We start from the raw sequence: 22,469 nt of genomic DNA on the forward strand, positions 1-22,469 counted from the left end.
CCTCCAAAAGCACCATACCTTATAACAATTTTATTAGTATTACTTTCTCTTACCCGCTTTTACTGTCTGAGAGATTGCCTTTAAGGATTTCAAACCGCCCTTCTTGAAATCTGTGAGAGTCAATGCTCCTGCTGCTTCGAATATCGAGAATAGTTCTTCCACAAAATTATCCATCTCATCTTCTGTCATCTTTGCAATACTATCCTTTATCCATTTATCAGCCATAACAGCTGCCTTTGAAATATTTTCTACTGTAACAAGTGTCTTTCCTTCCACACACCATGTAGCAATATTGTGCTGTAAAACAGCAACTGCATTGCTTTTAACCACTATAGGCTCACATACTGGTGTCATAAGAAGCCCCACAATAGTTTCCTCAGGCACAATACTTATAATCTTTGGAAGTATATCCTTAATAGTTTTGCTGGATGCCACTTTATCCATAAATCCCGGGCCATCATTACTATAAACAGTAAGTATTCTTTGCTGAATGTCTTTATTACACTTAGCAGCAGCAAAAACTGAAAGATGTCCACCTTTGGAATGTCCACCAACACGAAGTAATCTATCATTGTCTTTCGCTATACGATTAATGTATTCTACAGCCTCCTTCTCAGCCTCTGTTTCCTTGATTGCCAGCATGAAATCTTCCTTCCAGCCTACTACCGTATCGTCTGTACCTCTAAAACAGATATAGCTTGTGCCATCAGGAAGCAAAAATTCCATAGCTGCGAACTGAAGAGTACGGGAGGTATCAATCAGGTTAACATAATTTCTAATTCTCACATCTTTATAGCGACTCGTTTGAGAAATTGCTTTTAATGTAATTGGAGAATCCTTGAGAATTGAGCCATCTCGAAAGCTATCCTCATCATAAATCTTCTCAAAATAGATATCGCTTACTTCTTTTATACTCAAAACTTTTGGAGCATCACCATCAAAAATACCATCCATATCAACATAAGAAACACAGGATAGTACAAGATTATCTACTACATTGAAACCATCCTGCCAGAACTCCAAATCACCACGCCAATTTATATAATCCTTTATTGTCCCCATAGTTAATCCTCCAATTTAGAACTGAAAATAGCCCTGAGATTTTCTCAGGGCCTGATATTATTCCTCTTCTTCAAAATCAAATTCTTTGAATAGATACTTTCTACAGAATAACAATAATGCTATAGCCATGACTCTGATAAGCATACTTAGAGACTCTTCATGACCTGCAACTATTCCTCTTGCTATTGCAAATATCAATACTTCGATGATTGTATTCATAGAGTGCTTAACAAGCATTCTTACAAACTCTATTACAATAATAACGCTGAAAGCAGATACCAAAAGTGTTTCCATATAAGCCAATGCTTCTGTATCCGGTGAAGTAAATGCAAAGGCATCAATAATCAGACGATAGCCGCCGTATACTATTCCAACCAGAAGTATCGCTGCCACCAGCTTTTCAAGAATATTCGGCAGCTTAATAATGGTTCGATTAAATTTCTTTTTCTTTTCTTCCATACTGTCCGTCCCTCTATTAATAATCTAATATATACGAACTCTTGGAAAGAATTATACACAACTTATATGAAAAATCTGCAAAGTATCCTACGGGATACTTGTTCTACATACCAATTGCAATAGTATGCATGACATCACCAGAAATTTTAACCTCAGAATCAGCAAATAATCCTGTCACAAATGACTTTAATAACTGATAGTATAAATCCCCATCAAGGCCTGCTTCCTCAAAGTAGCTGGAATGAAGATCCATTGTTCTTATGATTTCACAGCTTCCATCAGCGTACTGATTCACCATAGAGGCTCTATCGCAAGGCATACCATCTAGCAAGATTTCCTGTAGTCTAGCACATGCTTCCTCTGTGCTTTTTACACCTTCAATTTTCATGGATTCGCCTGCGGATTTAACAGTAGCTTTTATCTTTTCCAATCTGTCACTGTTCTCTTTTGCAATAGCTGATACAATACATGCAAATCTCTTTTCTGCTCCATCCACCATACCAAACAAGGATGCATGGATATTACTTAAATCTACAACCTCTTCTATTGGCGGAAACTCTTGGATAACATAATTATCCACGTTTGCATTCCAACCCTCGGCCTTGGATAATTCAGCAAGAGCATTAATAACCTGTTGCATGGTTATGATTCTGCTGTACATAAGTGAATGAATTGGTCCTAAAAATGCGCTCATCTTCTATCCTCCTAGCCAATTAAAGTCTTGATGTCATCTTCTACAGTTGTAATTCCAGCAATGCCAAAGTTCTCAACCAAAACATTGGCAACATTTGGTGAAAGAAAGGCTGGAAGTGTTGGTCCAAGGTGAATATTCTTTACGCCAAGGTAAAGAAGTGCTAAAAGGACAATTACTGCCTTTTGCTCATACCAAGAAATGTTGTAAACAATTGGAAGATCATTTACATCATCAAGCTCGAATACTTCCTTAAGCTTAAGAGCAATAAGTGCAAGTGAATAAGAATCATTACACTGACCTGCATCTAGTACTCTTGGAATTCCTCCTATATCTCCTAAGTCAAGCTTGTTGTACTTGTACTTAGCACAACCTGCTGTAAGAATTACCGTATCCTTTGGAAGCGCCTGCGCAAATTCTGAATAGTAGCTTCTGCTCTTCGAACGTCCATCGCAGCCTGCCATAACTACAAACTTCTTAATAGCACCACTCTTTACAGCATCAACCACTGTATCAGCAAGAGCAAATACCTGCTCATGTGCGAATCCACCTGTAATGGTACCTGTCTCAATTTCAGTTGGAGCATCACACTTTTTAGCCATTTCAATTATTTCTGAGAAATCCTTAGTCTGGCCATACTCACTGTCAATATGCTTACAACCTGGATATCCACATGCTCCAGTTGTAAACATTCTGTCCTTATAAGAATCAGCAGGTGGCACGATACAGTTTGTTGTCATAAGAATTGGACCGTTGAAGCTTGCAAATTCTTCCTTCTGCTTCCACCATGCATTACCATAATTGCCTGCAAAATTATCGTACTTCTTGAAAAATGGATAATAATGAGCAGGAAGCATCTCTGAGTGAGTATAAACATCTACTCCCGTTCCCTTCGTCTGCTCTAAAAGCATCTCCAAATCCTTAAGATCGTGACCTGAAATAAGAATACCTGGATTATTTCTTACTCCAATATTTACCTGTGTGATTTCTGGATTTCCATAGGCAGCTGTGTTTGCTTCATCAAGAAGTGCCATTCCTGCCACACCGTATTTGCCAGCTTCTAAAGTAAGCGCAACCAAATCATCTACTGAAAGACTATCATCAAGTGTATCTGCAAGGGCCTTCTGCAAAAATGCATCAACCTCTTCATTATCTCTAATAAGTGCATTCGCATGCTTTGAATAAGCTGCAAGTCCCTTGAGACCATAAGTAATAAGCTCTCTAAGTGAACGAATATCCTCATTTTCTGTAGAAAGAATACCTACAGTCTTAGCCTTTGCATCAAATTCATCTTCTGTGCCTGTCCAAAGCGCAGCCTCTGGAAGATTAGCTTTTACATCCTCGCTAAGCTCACCTAACAACTGCTCCTTAACAAAAATAGTCTCTCTGATTTTTTCTGAAATCGCATAATAATCAAAATTTGCGTTTGTAATAGTAGTAAAAAGATTTACTGATACAAGGTGATTGATATTTTCTGATACTTCCTTGCCATCATTGCGAAGTGCAGTTGTTACAGCAGAAAGTCCCTTAGTAACATACACTAATAAATCCTGAAGATTAGCAACCTCTGGCTTCTTTCCACAAACTCCAGACATAGTACAACCGCTACATCCAGCTGTTTCCTGACATTGATAACAAAACATTTTATTTTCCATTGTTTGACTCCTTTGAAACTTGTTTTCGTTCATGGACAGCACTTTAAACCATAATTCAATCACAAATAGTTGCAAATGCAACTCTTCCCATCGTATTATTTAGGTAGTATATGGATAGGCAGGTGAACGCTATGAATAATGAAATTAGTTATAACGATGTTGAGCTTTTTGAAAATATTAAAGGAGCTGATTTAGACAAACTGTTAGTCTGCATCAGATCTTTCAAAAAAGAGTTCAAAAAGGGACAGACCATATATATGGAAACAGACCATATTCCTTATGTAGGTATCGTTCTATATGGAAGTGTTCATATGATAAAGAATGATATTTGGGGTAATAACACTCTATTTACCTTCTTTGGTCCGGGCGAATTGTTTGGAGAAAGCTTTGCTGTTCAGAAAGATGTTTCTTCATCGGTGATATTTAAAGCTGCTGAGAATACCAAGGTATTGTTTCTTGCAGCCTCTAACATAATTCACTCATGCCCTAATGCCTGCGGATTTCATGCTCAGATTGCTACAAATCTGTTTCACCTATTGGGAACAAAAAATCAGAAGTTCCTTAATAAGATAGAAGTTCTCTCAAAAGGAAGCATTCGTGAAAAGCTTTTAGCTTATATTTCACAGCTGTCACAGGAGCAGAATTCTAAATATGTTAACTCTCCTCTTTCAAGAGTGGCTCTTGCAGAATATTTATCCGTAAATCGCAGTGCAATGATACGAGAGCTCTCAAAAATGAGGGATGATGGAATTATAGATTTTGATAAGGATACGTTTATTGTAAAGGAAGGAAATCATGGAAAAGAGAATTGATAAAGCCGAGAATGTAGGAATGGGAATAGGTTCAAATGTGAAGGCTGCTCCATTAAAGAGACAGGATGGAGCTGATGAACAGTATCTTGCTCTCAAGCAAATAGAGAATCATCCACTTAACATATTTGCCCTTGAAAATGAAGCTATTTCGAAAGCTCTTAAGGAACTCAGAGCTGCTATGGAAAGCCGTGAGAATCTAATTAAAGCTTTGGACAAGGCTAGAGAATTATCTATCCACTATGCTGAAAAAGGAGATTTACTCTATCCTCTTCTCAAGCTTAAATATCATTTTGTAGGTCCTACTGATATTATGTGGACTGTGGACGATGAAATTCGTGATGAAATGAAAGCACTGTCTAACAGTGCAAAAGATTTCCCATCACTTTTAGAAGACAGCACTTGGAACGAAAGACTTGATGTGGTTATCACAAAAGCTGAAGACATGCTCTACAAAGAGGAAAATATCATCTTCCCTCTTTGCGCAAAGAACTTTTCTGAAGAAGAATGGGCTGATATCGCCAGAGATTTTGATGACTACAAGCCTTGTCTCATTGGAAAGCGTCCACTATGGGAGAAAGCTACCCCAAAGAAAAACGTTAAGGATTTGTCTCAGACTGGAGACATGATTGTTCTCCCATCAGGTCAACTTACTCCATATCAATTAGATGCTATGCTTAACACCATTCCAATTGAGCTTACATTTGTTGATGAAAATGATGTAAATAGATACTTTAATGATGGCGACGACATGAAACTTTTCAAGCGCCCTCTTACAGCTCTTGATAGAGAGGTTTATACCTGTCATCCTCCTAAGTTTGAACCTATGGTTCGCTCTATAATTGCTGATTTCAAGGCTGGCAATAGAGACTGCATTGATATCTGGAGCAGCCGTGATAACCAGCCTGTATTAATAAAATATATGGCTGTTCGCGACAAAAAACACAATTATGTGGGCACTCTGGAATGTGTCCAACCTATGGGCTTTGCCGAGAAACATTTTAGTCACTAATCAATTGTTTTGCTTTACTGAGAGCCTCCTTTGGGTCACAGACGTAGTCTGGCTCAATTGGCTCTCCTTTTTTGCTTTGATCTATTCTATGCCAATTTTTATAAGAGATTGTCAGGCCCAGCTTAGAATTTGGCAAAGAAAATCTCAGAATATCTCCGTAGGCATCTGGAAGATTTCCAGATGCCTCACCAATAACAGTTCCTAGATGATTGTCCGAAATCAGCATTGTAAAATCCATGGCAGCACTATAGGTATAAACGTCTGTGAGCACATATATATTTCCCGAAAAGGCATTTTCCTTTTTCTGAATATCTACATGGTAAGGTTCATTATGGATGAGAAAATTCCCGTATCTCACATCACTACTCCAGCCGTCATAACCATCTATATCTAGATACTGTAAAAATGCATCTGCTACATAGGAATTACCACCCCCGTTACCACGTAAATCAACAATTATATTTCCAATTTCCTTCTTATTAACCTGATTAAAGAAGTTCTCTAGAGTGCTCTCATAATAATCATTGTAGTTACATTCTTCCAAGGTAAAAACAGCAGTATTAGAACTCTCATCTATTTTATAGCCGACCCACTCATCATCCTCTTCTTCAGCACCCTTCACCTGTTCATATGGCACAAATGAATAATGGTAATCCTTTTTACCATCTTCTGTATCGTAGGTAAATCGTACTCCATCAGAGGTGTCCACACCTACCCATTCAAGACATGATTCGTTTTCTATAAAATAATCAACGCATGCTCTGGCATACTCTTCACGTTCGTACTGAAAGATTTCTAAATAATCATCTACAATCTTCTCTGTTGGAATACCATTTATTTCTGCTGGCAGTCCAAGCTCATTCAACTGTGTGAAATCATCAATGTAATATTCATCCTCATCCATGTAAGAAATTCTTGAATGTCCATCATACAGCTGATGCATTATTCTACCTATGATTCTCCATTCATCAATAACATTGTAAGTATCCACAAAATCATCAATGACCTGCTGTCTCTCGGATTCATAAGCTTCTTCTACTGCAGCAACATTCTTGTTATTATTCTCCAGCCATGCTGGATGCCTTTCTCTAAGCTTTCCGATGGTGTAATCAATATCTTCAAGCACCTGTTTTTCAGTAAGTTCAGATTCCACTGGCAATGAAGCAATAAAATTCTCTGCAGTTCCACGATATGGATTGATGAAAAGTTGATAGCCTAAAAATACTACCAGCACTAGTATCACTATTACGATTATCAACTTAAGCAATCTTTTTAAAATAGTTTTTTTCTTCATAATACTTAATCCCACTTATTTCCTTCAGTTAATGGGATTATAGCTAATAGAGTTCTTTTAATCAACGAATTTTTAAATTTGACGATATATCTTCGGTTCTTTGCGATACAAACTGTATCCCAGTCTCTCAATTGTTTGCAAATCCTCCTCGATAGATATCCCCTTCACAGTAAGCATGTTTCCAGTAATTGTCGCATTACTGCCGCCCTTGAAACATGCTATACCAGTATCATCCAGATAATCTCTTCCTGCTGCAAACCTGATGGAAGCTTTAGGAAGAATATATTTAAAGATAGCAATGATGCGACGAACCTCATCTTTACTTAGTCGATCCCTGTCCTCCATAGGTGTGCCCTTTATAGGCTTTAACATGTTGATAGGTACAGAGTCAGGCTGAATCTCCACAAGCGCGAAAGCCATATCAATTCGGTCACTCCAAGTCTCGCCTATTCCAAAGATGCCGCCACTACATAATTCAAGTCCTACTTCATGTACCAGCTTCATATATTCAATTTTTTCATCAGTTGTATGCGTGCTACATACTTTCTTGAAATATTCTGGGCTGGTCTCAATATTGTTGTGAACACGCTGAACACCAGCTGCCTTTAAAGCCAGCAAATCTTCTTTATCAATTAATCCTAATGAAATGCAAGGCGCCATATCAGTTTCTGCTACTATTCTTTTTACATTTTCACATATCTGTGCCACCTCTGATTTGTTCAATCTTCTGCCTGAGGATACCTGACAATAATGAGCAATCCCCTTTCCTGAATGAGCCTTTGCATCAGCTGCAACATAGTCTGCATCTCGTACTTCAAATGTATCAATATCAGCTTTTGAGCAGCTGGACTGAGCACAGAATTTACAGTTTTCTGAACATCTGCCACCTTTTACACTCATTATGGCGCACATATCAAATACATCACCATTAAAGTGTCTTCTCAATTCATCAGCACCGCTGCATAGCTCCTCCAATGGAGCCTCCACAAGTTCAAGCGCCTCTTCCCTTGTGATACTTCCCCCTTCAATAATTCTTTGTGTCAATTCTTTAATATCCATAGTTAGTCTCCCTTCACATGAACTCAATCTATGTAAATGATAATTATAAAAAAATAATTGTCAACCATTATCCAATTACAGGTTGACAATTAACAATCACTCAATTATTATCATTATTGTTATTTCAATAAACTACTTAGGGGGACTAAATTATGGATAACACAAGCATTAATACAAACACAAAGCAGCTACTGCCTACAAAACGTCTGGTTTTGTGCAGCTTATTCGCAGCTATTCTTTGCATATCTGCATACCTTAGCATTCCAACTCCATTACCTATGGCACCAAAGATTACAATGATGAACTTTATGGTGTTCCTTATCGCACTTCTGTTTCCAGTAGGTGAATCATTTTTAATCAGCCTAGTATGGTTCCTTCTTGGCGTTGTAGGTTTACCAGTTTTCATTGGCGGCGGCAGTGGTATTGGATATTTGATTGCACCATACGGAGCTTACACTTGGGCTTTCCCAATTGTCATGGTGGTTCTTCCACTTATCCGTGGAAAAAAATATAGCCGAATCTGGTACACAGTGTGTGCAATCATCGGCGTTTTGATTATTGATATTATTGGAATGTTCTGGCTCAAAGCTACTATGAGCTATGATTTAAAAACAGCATTCCTCACAGGCTTTGTTCCATTCATACCTCTTGATCTTGTAAAGGCTGTAGTGGTAGCTCAGATTATTCCAGCATTCAGAAGGCTTTTCTAAGCCTTCTTTTTTTGTCCTTTTCTTTTTAATAATTTCTTCATAGGTTCGAGCTATAATATCCTCTAATCGTGAGGTTTTAAATATGATTTGGATTTTAATGTTTCTTGGAGCATTTATTGCAGCCATAGCAGGAATAATATTTCTCGTTTCCTGCACAACAAAATTTAGTTTTATAAAAAATAAGATAGTCGCCTTTCTTGTAATTGCACTGTTATTCTGCTTCTTCTATTTCACCATGGAGTGGATAAATGCGCTAACAATAGTAATATATGTCACATTATTTTTCCTTGTATCTGAAGGGATTGGAAAAATAATTCAGAAGAAATGGTCGTGCAAAACAAAGTTCTATTGGCAGGGATGGCTTGCGCTTATATGCTCTGTTCTTTATTTAGGAACAGGCTATTATCTCTGCGTAACGGTAGCTGAAAAAGATTATAAATTAAGCAGTGATAAAGATATTGGCAGCCTTAGAGTTGCCATGATTGCTGACTCTCATCTGAGTACTACTTTTGATGGAGATGGATTTGCAAAGCATCTGAAAACAATAGAATCCCAAAATCCAGACATCTTATTAATAGCTGGTGATTTTGTGGATGATGGAAGTAAGAATATTGATTTAGAAAAAGCATGTGAAGCTCTAGGTAAAACCAACTTCAAATATGGCGTATGGTACGTTTATGGAAATCACGATGAGGGCTACTTTAACCACAGAGATTTTACCGCTCAGGATTTAGAAAATAATCTTCTAAAAAATGGGGTAAATATACTCTCCGACGAAAGCACCCTCATAGATAACAGATTTTATGTAGTTGGTCGTCTGGACAAAGGTGTAAGCCCAGATAGAAAGACTATCGATACATTGATTTCTGGTCTCGATACCAGCAAGTACATAATCGTTATGGATCATGAACCAGCCGACTATGATGCTGAAGCGGCAGCCAACGTTGACCTTGTTGTTTCAGGTCATACACATGGCGGACAAATGATTCCTATTCGTCACATAGGTGTCCTTGTTGGTGCCAATGACGCAACCTACGGCTATGAACGTAGCGATAATACAGATTTCATAGTGACCTCAGGTATATCTGACTGGGCTTTGAAATTCAAAACTGGTACCCGCTCGGAGTACGTCATTATTGATCTACTGTTCGACCAGATGGATTAACTTCGCCGGAAAGAATAGGGCCAATGGCAGTAAAGCCCTTTTCTCCAACATTACCCACCTGTAGAATTGCATCAGCTTCTAAATCCTTAGAAAGCAATTCTGGAATCTGAAGTGGTGCAGAGCTAGCTATAAGAACAACTACACCTCCACATTTTTCTTTTGCTATTTTAATAGTGTCTTTTTCGTTTTCAGAAAGCGCAAGATAGTGAGGTGTTCCATCCTCATAACCATCATACTTTTTATCAGAACCTTCCTGTCCGCTTCTTGTAAGTACTACAACAGCAGTTGAATTCTTTGCATCATCAAGACCTTTATAAACATCCTTGGAATATTCATAAATTTTGCTATCTCCACCCATCAGGCTGTTAGATGCACCGGCTGTCTTTGTTCCTGCAGCCTCCTTAAGTCCATCAGGATCACCAGCTTTTTTCATAAGCTTTATCGTGGAATCGTTGATGGTAAAATAATCCTTTAATCCTGCCTCTGGTGTCACTGGATCAATTACCCATTTTGCAGAACCAGCTGCTGCCATCTGACCATATACTGGCTGTAAAAATCCATATCCAAAGGGTGTTATAGTAGAACCCTTTTTTAATGGAAGAATTCCATTATTCTTAAGTAATACAGTTCCTTCTTCTTGTACCTGATTTGCAAGCTTGTAAGACTCTTCTACAAGATTTTTATCATCCTTAAGCATCTCATAATAGTTTGCATCCAAATCAGAGTTTTCTGCATTATTAACAATCTTTTGCTTTCCATTGCCTAAATAATCATTTAGAAAATCTGAAAACTGAGCTGAAGCAGCCGGGATTAATAATCCAACAATTAAGCAAAGTATAATTAATGGAATCATTATTAATCTATATGCTCTATTACTCATTTTTAATTTAGTAGTATTAACATTATTACCCATACTATTCTGTAACCCCTTTCAATACCTTATCTTCCTTTGTCTCAGGAAGTATTATAAATTTCATGGCTGTAAAGCTTATTGCAACCTGAACTCCTAAATTTATTATATTCGCACCAAATGGTAACAATGCGCTTGGAACACTAAGCTTCGCTAATACCATTTGCGTTTTTCCTGGCAGTGCTGTTGAAACAATCACAATCACTATAACCATTATTATGTATTTAGGAATAGATTTTGAAAATTCCGAATTACTTTTAAAAGTAACCTTTCTTTGAACAATATAATTAACTATCTGTCCAACTGTTGTAGCAACTAAAAAGCTTATAAATCCTGATAACATCAAAGATTCCTTAGAAGTATAATCAAAAATCCACCATTTAAATGGTGTCTCCTCCAAGCTTTTAAAAAGAAAAGTTGTTGCTATCCACATAGTAACAAAGTTAGCAAATGTGGCAACATTAGCAAAAATATTAAACTTAATAAACTGCCAAGTACCAGGATGTGATTCAATCCAGTTTTTAATGACAATCACCTCCTATCAGCTCAAAGGAAATAAAGTCAATTGTTCCTTCACCTACAAACTTAAAATATAAAGGCTTGTCCCCTTCTACACCTTTTAGTTCTGTTGTAAAACAGCAAATATCCTTTTCTCTCTTATCAAATTCAATAAGACCTATCTGATAAAAGAAATCCTCATCAGTTGCTATAATCAAGTGACCATTTGCAACGCCACCTATATTTACAGCAATAGACCTAGTATCTACAAAATCAAAATATTTAAATCCGGCAACTGCTCCATCCTTCATATTTTTAATGTACTGTCCTACCCCTTTTTCATATTCTCCTGTGTTTTTTACAAAATATGGATGATTTTTAAAAGCATGCTTTGGAAAAGATATATCATATCTTCCCGTTCCTTCGTTACTCCATAAATTGCAGGCAATGCGTGCATCGTATTTTCCTATACCACGTAAAGGCTTGCCATTTAATCCACAGCTAGTTATTTCAGCCTGTAATAGCTTTCCATCAGATGAAATCTTTAGCTTTTCAGCACAGGCCTGTCTTGCATATGAATTTCTATTGGTTTGTCTATGATAGAAGATATACCAGTCATCTTCTATTTTAAGTAGTCCACCATGGGTATTTCCAAGATAATTTCTGGCATGATTTTCATACTTAATATCATCAATACCTATATCACCGATATCTACAAGCACACCGCCGTATTTAAAAGTTCCATCAGGCTTGTCACTTGTGGCATAGCACAAATCATGGTTGTTTTCAGATGAATAAACAAAATAATATGTTCCATTAATCTTTCTAATAGAACTTGCCTCAAAGAATCTATGGCCTTTATATTCATCTGGATATCCTTCCAATGGAAAGATTAACTTAGGTCCAGATTTAATAGTCACCATGTCCTGCTCAAGCTCAAGCACAATCCCACCAGGATTTGTAAGATTATGAAATCTGGATGCAATGGCAGGAACCTTCGTAGCAAAGCCAGAATACAGCCACACTCTACCATCATCATCTACAAGAATTGCAGGATCAAATGGAAGCGGCTCACCGCTCTTTGAACCCCATGTATGTCCATCTGCAAATTTTACATGACCATAAAACTTAAACTTCCCAGCTGGTGTATCACATACTGCTACTCCCATCTGACCGAGGAAGTCATAGGCATAATATAGGTAATATCTGCCATCTACTCCTTGGCAAATATCTGGAGCAAATAAACATCTAAGTCCAGTGAAATTAGAAGGATCGTCCTTCCTTTTGAAAATTACACCTTCATATCTCCAATCTGTCAGATCGTTCACTGGTGCTGACCAACATACATAATCTTCTACACAAAAGAATGGTGCTCCAAATTTATCATGAGAGCCATAAATATATACCCTATCCCCAAACACATGTGGTTCTGCATCTGGCACATATTCATAGTCTGGCAAATATGGATTTAACCCTTGCTTTTCCATTTGTATTCTCCTTTGCAGTTTCTTTATGTTCCCATTATATATAATTATTTTCATATTCTGTGCCTGTTTCATATTCTGCATTCTCTATTTCACATATTGCAAAAGGCCATGGCATTATACCATGACCTCCACTTAAGATTTTGTTATTTCATAAAGCAGTTATCTACCTGCACCTTGTCTCCATTTTGTACAAAATGTAAGAACTGCATGTGATTATCAGCTTCCTTTGTTCCATCCTCATTTGTTGTTACAGTCCAGAAATGAATAGCTGCCCAATCCTCAGATACCAGGATATTGTTTATACGAACTCTGCTGGTATTTCCAATCTCATCCTTAACAATATCCTTGTACTCATCAAGCGAAACATCTTCACCCTTATAGTTTAGTGATGCATTTTCAGCATAGAATTCATCAGTCCACTTGTCCCATGCCGCATAGCCTGAGTTATAGTTTTCAAAATCATTAAGAATAGCTGCCTTCATCTGCTTTCCAAGCTCAGTGTCAATTGTTGTAGGATATACTACTGGATACTTCTCCTCTAAATTATCTGTATCCTTTAACTTAGTATTGCAAAGCTCATCCATAAATTTCTTCTGAGCCTTCTGTTCCTCTTCTGTCTGGAAGTGCATGGTTCCATCATAGCTTTCGTTCTTTACACCGCCCCAGCCTTCATCAACTTTGGCACCAAGCTCGCCGTAATCACCAAACTTTGCAAACTCCATTGTTGTTCCTGGGTGCTTTTCGCCTGTTGCTCTATCAATATTTACAATATCATATTGAATAGCCATCCAATCATCTACAAGTACCATGTTTTTGAAGGTACCCATCTGAATATCTAATTTCTTTAATGACATATCCATTGCTGTCTGATATTCATCAAGTGTAAGCTTAACACCATTTACATTGTAGATAGAATCATCATGATACAATACTTCGCCCCAATGCTCCCACGCATCGTAGCCCATGTTCCATCTGTTAAAGCCATTTAACATTCTGTTTTGAATCTTCTTTGAAAGCTCACTGTTTGCAGGTGTCTGATACTCAATAGGGAATGTTTTTAACAATTCATCTGTTGAAACATTATACTGAGGATCAAGTTCAATTACATAGTTTGGCGAATTAGGATCTGTCTTATCGGATACTGCATTAGCTTTTGTAGCTGCTGTCTCAGCTACAGCGGCTGCTTTCTGTGTAGGTGATGTAGCTGCAAGATTTCCACATCCTGTGGCTGCCATTGATACTGCAAGTATAGTTGATAATACTGCTGCTCTTTTTTTCATAGTGATACCTCTTCTTTCTAACCTAAATATTTGGTTACTGTTAATACGACAGGTGCATATTTTTTTCTAGCCTTTGTTACTAGATGATTATATAGGGGATATGATAAAGCGATATTGACTGCTCCTATGCAAAAAATAATTATTCCTGCTAAAAAGGAACCAGATAACCGGGTTAAAAAATTATATCCAGTAAACAATAAAAGTCCTCCAAATATACCTTGCGCTACCGCCATAGCTGTCGCCCGTCTTCTAATATTTTCATCTAGCTTTACCACTAAAGAAAATAATTCATTATCTGTAGCTGGCCTCACATATTTTGTAGCTTCCTTGTAGTAAAATTCCAATTGATGAATCCTACTTTTTTGTTCTTCTGTCAATAATTTTTCTTCCATAAAAAAACTCCTATTCAATCCCTGTCCTTTTCGATTACAGGGATATGATATAGGAGTTTTATTAGTGAAATATTAGAGTTTTGTTAGGGAATTGTTAGGATTTACATTTAGGAAGAGAAACTATAAATGTAGATCCTTCACCTAATTTGCTTGTAACTTCAATGTTTCCATTTAATAGATTAACAATCTGCCTTACCATAGCAAGGCCAAGTCCATTTCCTTTTGTCTTGTGAGATGTATCTGCCTGATAGAACTTATCAAATATATGCCTCATGGTATTTTCATCCATGCCGCAGCCATTATCTGTTATTGTAAGACTGGCAAATCTCTCCTCTTCATTTAATCTAATAGCAATATTTCCACTATCAGGTGTAAATTTAATTGCATTTGATAAAATATTATTAATTACAATTTTTAAAAGTCCTAAGTCACTTTCAATATATAATTCATCAGGGATTTCCAACTGTAAATCAATATTTTTTTCATCTAGAACTGTTTCCCGTGCAAGTATGCACTGAATCAATTCTTCGCAATAATTAAATCTTTCAATATTGGTTTTTATCTGGTTATTGTCGAGCTTGCTTATCTGAAGAATATTAGTAATTAGCTCCGATAGATCAGCCACAGTATTCTTTATCTTTTCTAAATATTCCTGCTTTTCCTTTGCAGACAAATTATCTTTCACAAGTAATGTTGAATAATTAGATATAATGGCTATAGGTGTTTTAAGCTCATGGGAAATATTAGATATGAAGCTGCTCTTTAGCATTTCTGTAGAATCAAGCTCTCTAACCATGGTGTTGAAATCTTGATATAGAGCATCAATTTCGTCAATCCTTCCATCTCTTCTATGTGGAGGAAGTTGAATTTTGTAATTACCAGCTGCCACCTCTCCTGCAGCATGTGCAAGATTTAACAGTGGTTTTGTATATTTTATATAATGAACATAGCTACTAAGGGCAGATATGCATACTGCCGCCACAACAATCAGCGTTAATATAGAGCCTACCAAAAAATAACTATTTTCAGGAGAAAAACTGATATTATCATAAATACTAAGCAATAATCCCGAATAAATAATAATTACTATCGCATTTACGATAGTTGCTTTAGGGGATAAAATAGTAACTTCGACTCTTGAATCTTGCGGACAATCAAATAGCTTTTGGATTAATCTCATTGTATTACTCCTTTATACCCTATTCCTCTAACAGTAACTATTTTAAAGCTAGTACAGCCTTCAAGCTTCGCCCTAATATTTGTAATGAATACATCTATAGAACGAGGGGTACTTTCATTATCAAGGCCGCCCAGCTCTTCTAAAAGCTGATTTCTTGAAAAGGCATGATTAGGATAGCTTAACAGCTTAAACAAAAGCTGAAACTCTTTTGTTGTAAATGGAATTTCTTCGCCGTCCAAAGTCACCGACATTGATTCCTCATCCATTTCAAAAGTTCCAATAGAAAGTTTATTTGAGCTGGAAATATTGGCCCTCCGAAGAATGGCCTCTATTCTAAGTATAAGCTCATCTAAATCAATAGGCTTTACCATATAGTCATCAATGCCTAAACGAAATCCTTGTTTTTTTGAATCAAGATCATCTTTTGCACTCATGAAAATAATAGGTATATTAGGATTCTCTTCTCTTACATTTTTTGCAAATTCAAATCCGTCAACATCAGGCATCATAATATCAGATATGATTAAGTCTATCTTATTTTCATACAGAATATCATAAGCATCCAGCGCATTAGTACAGCCGAATGCCATATAATTATTAAGATTAAGATGTCTACAAACTGTTAAATTTAAATCAGAATTATCCTCAACTAAAAGTATTTTTACCATTAATTATTATCCTGTTCTTCCTTTACAACATCCTTCACTTCTTGTTTTATATCGGAAGCATCAAGCACTGATTCCTCAGCAAGCTTCTTAAATAGCTTTTTATCCTTTAATGTATATTCCTGCTCGTCATCATATTTCTTCTTTTCTACAGCAATCATCTTCCTACGAAGCATTTTTTCTTTCATGATGTTTTGCTTTTCTCTAATCCATGCTGCAAGCAGTACTCCCAAAAGAAGAATGCCTATGTAACCTAAAACTGGATACATCAATGAAACCAGCTTTTTAAAGCCTGCAAAGCTGCACAAATACCCTACAACCACTACTGTAATCAAAATAATATGAAGCTTTTTATTATCATTTCCTGAAAGTCTCTTTGCCAAGGCATAGCTTAAGCTAAATGCTGTATTAAAGATTAACGCAAAAATAGTAAACGTATAAATATGTGCAAAAACAGGATTTATGCTTGCTACTATGGCTAACATTGGTATTTCTGCGGTAGAAATACTTTCAACGTTAGCTAAAAGAGCACCATAAGCACATAACACTATCACGCCAATTAGCGCTCCACCTATAGCACCACCCTTTTCCGCAACACCTATTCTTACTACAGAACCACCTAGCACAAATGCCATGGAAACACCTGTCACTGCACAAAGTGAGTAGTAATTAATTGCTGATAATATTACATTTGGCATTGGAGATGGAAGCTCTTCTGCCACATGATAGATATTGCTCCAATCGTAGCTATGACCTATATAAGTATATGCAGTGATTGCAACAATCATCACTATGATTATTGGAGTAAATATTCCAAGTACAGATGTAATTTTATCGAAATCCATAAATGAGACTATGATAACTAACAATGCACAAATAAGCGCACCTAACCAGCTTGGAAAATCAAACTGCTGATGAAGATTTGCACCTGCCCCTGCAATCATTACGAAAAAGATGATAAATCCCGACACAATCAATGTGAAATCTATGATTTTGGTAATAATAGGGTGGGCCACCTGCTCCAAAACATCCTGATGACTATCTGAGTCATAGTAGCATCCCAGGGTAACAATTATTTTTCCAAAAACTATATTTAAAACTGCAAGAAGAATTACGCCTATAATTCCCTGCCTTCCAAAACTCACGAAGTACTGCATCAAATCCTGTCCTGAAGAAAGGCCTGCGCCAACTATAACTCCCACGTATGCCAATGCTATCTTTAAGTATTTTTTTGTCACAACATACCTCCTTTAATCTGGTTATATTATTATTGTAACAAATTAATACTAGTAAAAACAAATTTGATGTCACATAGCACTATTTTACCTAATCATCTATCTCCACTTTATAGCCTACTCCTCTTGCGGATATTATTTCAAATTCTTTGCATTCACCGATTTTATTACGTATACGATTTATATAAACCTTTATAGTGCTATAATCTGTCTCTGAATCATATCCCCATATTTCATCCATAAGCTGCTGCTTTGTAAATATTACTCCTGGGTAGGATAATAGTTTATGTAACAGCTTGAATTCTGTTTCAGTTAAATCAACCTTTCTACCTGAAACAGTGGCGGACATGGAAGCTTCTGATAGAGAAAAATCTCCAATTACAATCTCTTTCTCGCTATTAATTTTGTATCTTCTAAGAATTGCCTCTATATGCCATGTCAATTCTTCATAATCTATTGGCTTTGTAAGGTATTCATCTATACCCAGATTATACCCTTTCTTTTTATGTAAAAACGAATCCATAGCAGTAAGCATAATTACTGGAGTTTCATCCTTTGTGCTTCGAAGCTCTGACACAAATTCATAACCATCCATGTTTGGCATCATCACATCAACGATTGTTAAATCCACCTTTTCACGTTCTAATACATCAAATGCCTTCAGTCCATCTTCGGCCTCTAGTATCTCATATTTATCTCTCAGTTTAACCTTAGTAAGCTCCCTTACTGGCTTTTCATCTTCAATTAATAATATTCGTACCATACTGCGCCCTATTAAACTGGTAAATTCACAGTGAATGTTGAGCCTTCATTTATCTTACTTGCTACCTGGATATTTCCCCCACAAAGAGTAACAATCCGCTTTACAATAGCAAGCCCTATTCCGCTGCCCTTGGCTACACTGGAGGAATCATTTTGGTAATACTTATCAAAAATTCTTTCCATGGTCTTTTTGTCCATGCCTATTCCATTATCACTTATGGAAACAATAATCTCCTCATCAGTAGAATATCCCTCTATCTCTATTCTTCCATTTTTAGATGTGAATTTAATAGCATTATTTAAAAGATTAAGCCATACCTGCTGAAGCAATTCCTCATTTCCATAATATGGCAAAGTTAAATCCTCATCCATTTCTAATTCAATGTTCTTTTTATCAAGGGCTTTCGATAATATAATAACGCATTTACGAAGTTGCTCTGCCAAGTCGTATTCTTCTTTATTATCTACAACCTGCATAGCATCTACTTTAGATAAAAGCAGTGTGTTCATTGATAGATTAAGCAATCTTTTAGATTCCTCAGAAATCATGGTGAGCTGCTCAATTCGTTCAGGGGTCTCTAAATCCCTTCCTGTTTCTAAAAGATATTCCGAGAAGCCACTGATAGCTGTAATAGGCGTTTTAAACTCATGGGCAAACTCGTTTGTAAAATCCTGCATCTCTTCCTTTGTCTTTTTAAGTTCAAGAGTCATTGCATTAAACTGACTATATGCCTTTTCAAACTCACCTGCATGCTTAATATCTATTTGATACTCAAGATTTCCATTAGCCACTTCGTCCATAGCCTTTGTCAGTTCATCAATTCTGCCAGATAACTTGTTTACCACCGGTTTCATGGCCAAATAATAAACAGTAGTCATTATAGGTATCATTGCAAGCATTGTAAGAGAACTTCTATCATCAAAATCAAATACCACTGAACCTATGGCACCATAGCCCATAACGCCGCCTATAACAACAATAGAACCAATCACATATACCCAGCGAAACCCTTTTATTTTGTTTTTCTTAGGATTTTTCTTGTTGCTCGTCATAAGGATTTCTCCATACTCCTATCTTCTAAACCAAAATTATTACTATATTTAATCAGCCAAATAACAATCCCCTGATTTATAAAAAATACTAAACTTCCAGTCAATGCATTAAAATGCTCCCTTGTTTTAACATCAGCACCACACATATGTAACAATGCTGTTTGAAATGTGAAAAGCATTACAAGAGCTACAGCTAGGTTTATCAGTTGCACCGCTTTCCATATACCAGAGTTGTGTGGCTTGTTTTGGGCTATAAAGACAATCAAAGTAATTAGCCTTACAAACACATACAAGGCCATTGCATATAAAATAATAAAATGATATTCGAATGTATCCTCATTAAAGATAATGAGTAATCCCATTACCGCAGTGACAGAGTTCATAAGAAATAGAAGCTTTGCTACATTTCTTATTATTTTACATTCATAAGGCCCCTTTTCATCTTCCCTAAGCATAACGGCTATCTTATGCTCTTTGTGGGATAAATACCACCTGATTACTGCAATACAAAGATTATAAAGGCCTATTACATAAAACCATCTAGATTTATAGATGTAGGCTACAACAAAATAAAAAACAAGGTAAAGAGTATTCATTAATCCGCCAAAATAAAGAAATATTCTTTGCCTATATCTAATATTTTTTATCATGCTCCCAACAATTGGCAAACTTTCTCCAATTCTAATAGCCCAAGGCACTCCATCTCTATATATGGCAAATCCAAGAATAAGCATAAAGTAAAAGGTTATTGCATATACGATATATTCAAGAAAATCAGGGATAATTTCACCATTAAGCAAGCATAATACTAAAACTATCCCTGATATTGAAAACCATAATAAAGCTTTCCATAGTTTAAAACTAATTGTAGTTGTGGCAAATTTCTTAATTAACTCTATTATTTTCTCAGCCATTTTATAATCTGATCCCCATTTGGTTATTTTTTCTTATAATACCATAACTGGGTCTGCACATAATACTCTAATATGATTTGTCAAAACTATTACTCCCACAATAGCTGCAACTATATCTACTACTGCAAAACAAAATATTAGTCCACTAAATCCAAATAAAGCGTTTAGTATAATCATTGCAGGGATTAGAACGCCTCCTTGTCTGATTAGAGTAATAACTGTACTTGCGGCCGCCTTATCTGTTGCCTGTAAAAAAGTAACTGCAGATTGATATATAGAATAAATTGGAGCGGTAATAAAGCATCCAATCAGGATTTGTCTTCCATACATTGCAATACTTGCATCATCTATAAAGGCTTTCATCAATATATCTCTTCCACCTATACAAAGTAGCGCTACCACCAAACCAAATATCATGCAAGCCATTGTTGTCTTAACAATGAATTCCTTAACTCTTTCAATATTTCCCCTACCAAAATTGTAAGAAACAGCCGGCTGCACACCCATACATATACCTAGTTGGGTTGTTGTGGATAAAAGCATGATTGAACGGCTAATACCAAAAGCGCCCTGGGCATCGGCACCTACATTTAGCAGTAAATTATTGAGTACCATGTAGGAAACACTCATAAGAACTGTCCCTGAAGCTATTGGCAGTCCAAGTATCATTGGATGAATTGCTGACTCATAGTTTAATTTAATATTCTTAGGGGACAATGATAAATAATCCTTCTTACCCTTTAGTAATCTGAACAAAATAACTGATGAAAGTACATTACCAATTACAGTAGCCACTGCGGCACCTGTAACCCCCATGCCAAATCCTAGTATAAAAATAGGATCTAAAATAATATTTGTTATAGTTCCTGAAAGGTTTGCAATCATAGGCTCCTTCATAGAACCATCAGCTCTCATGATATTTACAAATCCATTTGCAAACATCATAAATGGACACCCTAAAGCTAAAAATCTAAGGTATAAAGCAGCAAAATCTCTATAGCTATCAGCTGCCCCAAGCATTGAAATCAACGGTTCTGTGAAAATGTTAAGTACCAATGCCATTAATAATCCGATAACGACGCAAAACCAAAAACAAAAGCTTGAAATTCTTTTACTGTTTTCAATATCCTTCTTTCCTAATGCAACAGATATTGCTGTACAACCACCGGCTCCAATTAATGTTCCAAATGCCTGTATAATTGGGAAAATTGGCATACATACAGATATTGCATTAATCATTCGCGCGTCACCTGTTTTTCCAATAAAGAAAACATCTGCCATATTATATACAACCATTACAAGAGTAATGATTACTGTTGGAATAGCAAGGGAAGCTATTACCTGCCATACCTTTCCTGTTTCTAATTTCTTTTGTTTATCCATACTTTAAATAACTCCTTTTATATTCCACCTGCTGCTAGAGTAAGAATAATAAATCCTACCATTGATACAAGAGGACATGCCACCGTATCCAATCCATGCTTAGTAAATAATTCAGTAATAGAAGAAAACACTGCAATCCAAAAGCAAACAAGTACAACAAACCAAATGTTAGTTAATGCTGTGTGTCTGTGGTATAGAACAAAAACAGAAATAAAGGTGGTAACAAACATTCCCAATGTTCCCTCAATACTCTTTTTTCCTTCAATAAATCTTCCACTTACCTTATGCTTACCAAATCTCTTTCCTACAAGAGCTGCCACACAATCTCCTATGCCCCAAGCAATTATTGAAAGCACTGCTGCCCATCTCTGTGAAAACAATCCCCATGCAAAAAAGATAACTACCGCATAAGTACCATACAATAAAAGCATGCTTCTTGTCTGCTCACCTGCACTTCTTTGCTTCATATCAACTGCACTTTCCAGATTAGTCTTTTTGGTACCAAGGTAAGCCAAGCCCATAAACAATAGACATACAAGCACAGATGCCACCCAACTAGAAGATGGGATTACTATTGGCATAATAGAGAAAACTGATACAAGATGTAAAAGCTTTCTATATAACTCGCCAGGTAATCCCACCTTCTTATTAATGAGTATCACACTCACTGCCAAAACCCCAAAATGTAATGCCAAAAGAATAAAGCATTTAACTGTTTCAAATAAAACTGTTGCTAACATATCTAATCTCCTTTTCTTTTTTTACTGGAGATATAATATGTTCTTTTGGTTAAT

23 protein-coding genes are annotated in these 22,469 nt (G+C 36.4%); 4 read left to right on the forward strand and 19 right to left on the reverse strand.

Going from position 1 to position 22,469, the window contains the following annotated elements:
• Positions 1-39: 39 nt before the first annotated feature.
• The 4 genes from BUA88_RS05180 to hcp form a co-directional block, all read right to left on the reverse strand.
• Complete coding sequence (locus tag BUA88_RS05180; protein WP_072913628.1) at positions 40-1,062, reverse strand: Mbeg1-like protein; 1,023 nt, start codon at positions 1,060-1,062, stop codon at positions 40-42.
• Between the two features lie 57 nt (positions 1,063-1,119).
• Positions 1,120-1,521 (reverse strand): hypothetical protein, encoded by a 402-nt coding sequence (locus tag BUA88_RS05185; RefSeq protein WP_072913630.1) that lies wholly within the window; start codon positions 1,519-1,521, stop codon positions 1,120-1,122.
• Positions 1,522-1,624: 103 nt separating this feature from the next.
• The gene (locus BUA88_RS05190; RefSeq protein ID WP_072913631.1) at positions 1,625-2,215 is read right to left on the reverse strand and encodes a hypothetical protein; all 591 of its coding nucleotides are present in this window, start codon (positions 2,213-2,215) and stop codon (positions 1,625-1,627) included.
• Positions 2,216-2,226: 11 nt separating this feature from the next.
• Positions 2,227-3,867, reverse strand: coding sequence for a hydroxylamine reductase (gene hcp, locus BUA88_RS05195; RefSeq protein WP_072913639.1), 1,641 nt, complete (start codon positions 3,865-3,867; stop codon positions 2,227-2,229).
• 131 nt (positions 3,868-3,998) lie between these two features.
• Between hcp and BUA88_RS05200 the strand changes: the two genes are divergently transcribed.
• Both BUA88_RS05200 and BUA88_RS05205 read left to right on the forward strand, forming a co-directional pair.
• On the forward strand, positions 3,999-4,679 hold the full coding sequence (locus BUA88_RS05200) for a Crp/Fnr family transcriptional regulator (RefSeq protein WP_072913640.1): 681 nt from the start codon (positions 3,999-4,001) through the stop codon (positions 4,677-4,679).
• Positions 4,663-5,688, forward strand: coding sequence for a PAS domain-containing protein (locus BUA88_RS05205; protein WP_072913641.1), 1,026 nt, complete (start codon positions 4,663-4,665; stop codon positions 5,686-5,688). Before BUA88_RS05200 ends, BUA88_RS05205 begins: the two co-directional genes overlap by 17 nt.
• On the opposite strand, the gene BUA88_RS05210 is transcribed toward BUA88_RS05205, so the two are convergent.
• Entirely contained in the window at positions 5,678-6,982 is a 1,305-nt protein-coding gene (locus BUA88_RS05210; RefSeq protein WP_143151401.1) for a S41 family peptidase, read from the reverse strand. The two genes, BUA88_RS05205 and BUA88_RS05210, sit on opposite strands and share 11 nt — an antisense overlap.
• A gap of 72 nt (positions 6,983-7,054) precedes the next feature.
• Positions 7,055-8,041 (reverse strand): biotin synthase BioB, encoded by a 987-nt coding sequence (bioB, locus tag BUA88_RS05215; protein WP_072913647.1) that lies wholly within the window; start codon positions 8,039-8,041, stop codon positions 7,055-7,057.
• A 152-nt stretch (positions 8,042-8,193) separates the two neighbouring features.
• On the opposite strand from bioB, the gene BUA88_RS05220 reads away from it, so the two are divergent.
• On the forward strand, positions 8,194-8,751 hold the full coding sequence (locus tag BUA88_RS05220) for a biotin transporter BioY (protein ID WP_072913648.1): 558 nt from the start codon (positions 8,194-8,196) through the stop codon (positions 8,749-8,751).
• Between the two features lie 82 nt (positions 8,752-8,833).
• On the forward strand, positions 8,834-9,916 hold the full coding sequence (locus BUA88_RS05225; protein WP_072913651.1) for a metallophosphoesterase: 1,083 nt from the start codon (positions 8,834-8,836) through the stop codon (positions 9,914-9,916).
• Here the strand turns inward: BUA88_RS05225 and BUA88_RS05230 are convergent.
• The 13 genes from BUA88_RS05230 to BUA88_RS05290 all read right to left on the reverse strand — a co-directional run bounded on the left by BUA88_RS05230 (position 9,885) and on the right by BUA88_RS05290 (position 22,415).
• Complete coding sequence (locus BUA88_RS05230) at positions 9,885-10,829, reverse strand: glycoside hydrolase family 3 protein (protein ID WP_072913654.1); 945 nt, start codon at positions 10,827-10,829, stop codon at positions 9,885-9,887. The two genes, BUA88_RS05225 and BUA88_RS05230, sit on opposite strands and share 32 nt — an antisense overlap.
• Position 10,830: 1 nt before the next feature.
• Entirely contained in the window at positions 10,831-11,361 is a 531-nt protein-coding gene (locus BUA88_RS05235) for a GtrA family protein (protein WP_083572405.1), read from the reverse strand.
• The gene (locus BUA88_RS05240) at positions 11,348-12,811 is read right to left on the reverse strand and encodes a family 43 glycosylhydrolase (RefSeq protein ID WP_072913662.1); all 1,464 of its coding nucleotides are present in this window, start codon (positions 12,809-12,811) and stop codon (positions 11,348-11,350) included. The genes BUA88_RS05235 and BUA88_RS05240 overlap by 14 nt, the downstream gene beginning before the upstream one ends.
• A 143-nt stretch (positions 12,812-12,954) precedes the next feature.
• Positions 12,955-14,091: a hypothetical protein gene (locus tag BUA88_RS05245; protein ID WP_072913664.1), complete on the reverse strand. Its 1,137-nt coding sequence runs from the start codon at positions 14,089-14,091 to the stop codon at positions 12,955-12,957.
• Positions 14,092-14,108: 17 nt separating this feature from the next.
• The gene (locus BUA88_RS05250) at positions 14,109-14,483 is read right to left on the reverse strand and encodes a hypothetical protein (protein WP_072913667.1); all 375 of its coding nucleotides are present in this window, start codon (positions 14,481-14,483) and stop codon (positions 14,109-14,111) included.
• Between the two features lie 94 nt (positions 14,484-14,577).
• On the reverse strand, positions 14,578-15,663 hold the full coding sequence (locus tag BUA88_RS05255) for a HAMP domain-containing sensor histidine kinase (RefSeq protein WP_083572406.1): 1,086 nt from the start codon (positions 15,661-15,663) through the stop codon (positions 14,578-14,580).
• Positions 15,660-16,331 (reverse strand): response regulator transcription factor, encoded by a 672-nt coding sequence (locus BUA88_RS05260; protein WP_072913669.1) that lies wholly within the window; start codon positions 16,329-16,331, stop codon positions 15,660-15,662. Before BUA88_RS05260 ends, BUA88_RS05255 begins: the two co-directional genes overlap by 4 nt.
• Positions 16,331-17,566 (reverse strand): YkvI family membrane protein, encoded by a 1,236-nt coding sequence (locus BUA88_RS05265; protein ID WP_072913671.1) that lies wholly within the window; start codon positions 17,564-17,566, stop codon positions 16,331-16,333. The genes BUA88_RS05260 and BUA88_RS05265 overlap by 1 nt, the downstream gene beginning before the upstream one ends.
• Before the next feature lie 88 nt (positions 17,567-17,654).
• Positions 17,655-18,326 (reverse strand): response regulator transcription factor, encoded by a 672-nt coding sequence (locus tag BUA88_RS05270; RefSeq protein WP_072913674.1) that lies wholly within the window; start codon positions 18,324-18,326, stop codon positions 17,655-17,657.
• An 11-nt stretch (positions 18,327-18,337) separates the two neighbouring features.
• Positions 18,338-19,378, reverse strand: coding sequence for a HAMP domain-containing sensor histidine kinase (locus BUA88_RS05275; RefSeq protein ID WP_072913676.1), 1,041 nt, complete (start codon positions 19,376-19,378; stop codon positions 18,338-18,340).
• Positions 19,375-20,292 carry a hypothetical protein gene (locus tag BUA88_RS05280; RefSeq protein WP_072913680.1) on the reverse strand — a complete coding sequence of 306 codons (918 nt, stop codon included), beginning with the start codon at positions 20,290-20,292 and terminating at the stop codon, positions 19,375-19,377. Before BUA88_RS05280 ends, BUA88_RS05275 begins: the two co-directional genes overlap by 4 nt.
• A 33-nt stretch (positions 20,293-20,325) precedes the next feature.
• Positions 20,326-21,675, reverse strand: a complete 1,350-nt coding sequence (locus tag BUA88_RS05285) for an MATE family efflux transporter (RefSeq protein ID WP_072913684.1) — start codon at positions 21,673-21,675, stop codon at positions 20,326-20,328.
• 17 nt (positions 21,676-21,692) lie between these two features.
• Positions 21,693-22,415, reverse strand: a complete 723-nt coding sequence (locus tag BUA88_RS05290) for a diacylglycerol/polyprenol kinase family protein (protein WP_072913687.1) — start codon at positions 22,413-22,415, stop codon at positions 21,693-21,695.
• Between the last annotated feature and the right edge of the window lie 54 nt (positions 22,416-22,469).

This window comes from Pseudobutyrivibrio xylanivorans DSM 14809, from assembly GCF_900141825.1.
GTDB lineage: Bacteria > Bacillota > Clostridia > Lachnospirales > Lachnospiraceae > Pseudobutyrivibrio > Pseudobutyrivibrio xylanivorans.